This window comes from Bacillus timonensis, assembly GCF_004799755.1.
GTDB lineage: Bacteria > Bacillota > Bacilli > Bacillales > Bacillaceae_L > Ferdinandcohnia > Ferdinandcohnia timonensis_A.
The window spans coordinates 1-3600 of sequence record NZ_SLUB01000112.1; the positions used below are offsets into that span (position 1 = coordinate 1).

4 protein-coding genes are annotated in these 3600 nt (G+C 28.4%); all 4 read right to left on the reverse strand.

The window, feature by feature from the left end; translation table 11 throughout:
• Positions 1-304 (reverse strand): hypothetical protein (locus E1I69_RS23880; RefSeq protein WP_136381996.1); only part of this gene is annotated, 304 nt, incomplete at its 3' end.
• Positions 301-1605, reverse strand: coding sequence for an O-antigen polymerase (locus tag E1I69_RS23885; protein ID WP_136381997.1), 1305 nt, complete (start codon positions 1603-1605; stop codon positions 301-303). The genes E1I69_RS23885 and E1I69_RS23880, both read right to left, overlap by 4 nt.
• Entirely contained in the window at positions 1595-2551 is a 957-nt protein-coding gene (locus tag E1I69_RS23890) for a polysaccharide pyruvyl transferase family protein (RefSeq protein ID WP_136381998.1), read from the reverse strand. Before E1I69_RS23890 ends, E1I69_RS23885 begins: the two co-directional genes overlap by 11 nt.
• Before the next feature lie 128 nt (positions 2552-2679).
• On the reverse strand, positions 2680-3600 hold a 921-nt coding region (locus E1I69_RS23895; protein ID WP_136381999.1), incomplete at its 5' end, for a glycosyltransferase.

Genomic DNA, 3600 nt, shown 5'->3' on the forward strand with positions numbered 1-3600 from the left:
CTCTATCTAAGTTTTCAATTTCATTTTTTAAGGCTGATACAATTTCTTCATTAAAGAAAGAAAACAATAAGTTTTTTTTAAAAAAACTTATTGTTTTCCAAGCAAAATTTGCTTTTACATGCCCAATTTTTACTTTTTTATATTTTAAATTACTTGAAAACTCTCCAACTTTTTCATCAGATGAACATGATAGAACATAAACAAAGTTTTCCTTCGCTAATTCCTCAATTAATGGTTTCAACAAGTTTCCTGAAGCGGAAATTTCCGGATAATATCCTCTTACAATAAAAAGCAATTTTTTCATGTCCTCACACTCCATCTTTTAGAGAAAATCCACACTATATTAAAAATTACAAACGGCATAAACATAAGTGGGTTATCAAAGATAATATTATTTGCAGGTATAAATAATAGCATAATAATATAGAGTGGAAGCAGTATAATTGCAAAGATATTTTTTTGTTCTTTTGCGTCTTTTAACACTAAACAAAACAAAAACCCAATAATCGCCATTATGACTAAAACACCATAAATCCCAACATCATTTGCGAACCATACATAAATGGTATGCCAGTTAACTCTTGAATCCCATAAGGGATCCATCTTATATTGATAAGTTCTTTCCCAAATATTAATATCTAATAAACTTTGCATATTAGATATTAAAAATCTTCCACTTCCAAAACCATAAGTAGATTCAAAATTATATAACGATGTTAAACTTAAAGCATAATACCCTTGTGAAACATAAGACATGGCTAACATAATAGGGACACTTAGTGAAACAGGCAATAACTTAAATAATATGTGTTGTTTGTCAATTTCTATATTAAAAACCGTATTTGGTATTTCAGTTAATTGCATTCTGTCCGATATTGAAAAAAGAAAATAGAATAAAGCAAATCCAATGAGCCCCTTTGTAATAAGGTTAATTTTTTCATAACCTCTATTTAACATGAAAATAACTACAAATATAATCGCTATTTTAAAAATCCCAAAATTAGTCCCTTTAATAATAAAAGTTAAAATCTCAGTAACTATTGCAATTGCAACAACAATCTTTTCGAATGTTTTTAATTTAAAGTAAAAAAACAAACCTAATGGAATTGTAAGAAACGTTACAGGAGAAAGCAATGTCATAAACTTTGTAATAACTCCACCTTCCCTTGCTATTTGTATGTTTCTCAAATAGGCTTCCCCAGGATCGGATATACCACCTAAAATATCTTTTATAATAATTAAAGGATTTATGGAACTGGAATAACTAACAAAAGACACATACGAAAAAAAAATACTGATAATAGCCCCGGTTAGAATCATTATTCTTATTTTATTAAAACTTATTACCATTTTTTTATTTTCGATTAGAGTTATTTTCTTTTCAGCAACTAAATAGCCTATTACAAGAAAAAAATTATATAGTAAAATTAAGCTTACTGTTTTGAAAACACTAACATTAGGATAGTTTATTGGTCCAAAATAAAATAATATAACAGATATAAACAAATAGCTTTCCAGTAAAATTAAAGGAAAATATTTTTGTTTCGTTATATGCCTAATTACTTGTTTTGTTTTGTTAATCCTTCCGAATAACTTAGTCTTCAAACTGTTTTCTCCACCTATTAATATTTTCAATTGGAATTTTAATTTCCGTTGCTAATTGGCTATTTATCATTTCATTTAATCCTTGAATATTATCTCTTTCAATAATCGGTAAATTAAAGGATTTACTTTTTTCTCTTGCTCTATTATCAATACTTATAATGATTGTTCGAGCCTTTTTTTGCAGCGCTCTTATCCCACCATGAAGTCGCGTTCCAATATAGTCAATATTTCCTTTTTCTAGAGTTTTATTATAAGCATCTAAAGAAGGACTAAGTATTTCTATATTTTTGTGTTTTTGCTCCAAACTCATAAAATATTCATAATCAGATACACCTTGTGGCCAAAAATAAACTATTTTATAGTTTTTAGCCAATATATCTATTAGCAGATTATCCTTTTCGATATCTCTGTTATAATCAGTTATGGTAAAAACTACATTATCAGACTTACCCTGCTTAATTTCTCTACAATGCTCTTCAGTAAGTTTCCACATTGTTGGGCAAGCAGTATTTATTACATTATTAATCCCAATACTTTTCAGCACTTTTTCTGTATATTCATCTCTAACGCTATGGACGTGATTCTTTGATAATATCGATTTTAATAATAACCTTGTGTATAAGTTTGGTTTATTACCATACTGCCACCAACCAACACCCATTAAAATTACAGGTCCAGTAATTTTGGCCATTCTTAATGTGACATCCCATTGTCTTTTGAATCCAAAAAACGTCGATTTTAAAAGGTTGCTACCTAAAACAAACTTTAAATCAGCATTCTTAAGATATCTCATATAATAAAATGATTGAGGTAAATGAGTTGCTACTTCTGTCGTAAATGACTCATTTAAAATATAATCAATACCTTCTTTTGCAGATTCTGCAATAATTTTATCTCCTAAATTCATGGAAGATAAACCTGGGCTATATAAAACCACTTTTTTCATGTAATATTACTCCTTTATATTAATAGTTTTACTTCCAATTACTATTAAAGAAAGTAAAATTATATCACATATATGAATGGACAAGGATTTCCTTATTGCTCCAATTTTGTTGATTAATTAATCCAAATCTAGACCTTTAATAATGAATTATAATATTCTATATACTCATGATATTTTACATTTTTATCATATAACCCATTTGCCCTATCAACACAATTTTGGAAGTAAAATTCTTTTCCATCACTTTTTATTTTTTCTACTTTTTTTAGGACTGCCTTTATGTCGCCCTTTTTGACAATATACCCAGTCTTTTCCTCACGAATGGCCTCTACACTTCCACCTGTGTTAAAAGTAATAACTGGGGTACCACATGCTAATGATTCCAAATTTGTAGTAGGAAAATTATCTTCTAAAGTAGGATTAACAAAAACATCTGCCATTGAGTATATTTCAGCAAGTTCTTGAACACTATCCGTTCTATTGATGCCGATTATATTTGAGGGAAGGTGCTTAATTTGTTTTTCCGTTAATCCTACCATTACAATTCTTTCGTCTTCACTTAAATATTTAGCTAATTGAATAAATGATTCAAATCCTTTTCTTTTACTCCAAGGACTAGCTACTCCTAAAATTACAAATTTATTTTCTAACTTATACTTTTTTCGAAAAATTGATTCAGTTGGTTTAAATAAATCCAAATCAATCCCATTATTTATTACCTTAACCTTATAATTTCCTAAAAATGATTCTTTTACTAAATCTGCTAACCATTTTGATGGAGTAATAATGGTCATATTTTTTACACCCGTAAAAATTTCTTTTTTATCAAAAAAGTTTTTATTGGATTTATCCAGCATTAGACTTGAAGGGTATGTTGACTTTTGCGGGCACTCATAACACCCCGTTTTCCACCTCGGACAATTTACAAAATCAAAGTAAACACAATGTCCAGTAAATGGCCAACAATCGTGTAAAGTCCAAACTATAGGTTTATTCTTACTTTTTAAATATTTAAATAGCAAACCAACATGGATATAATAGCCATGTAT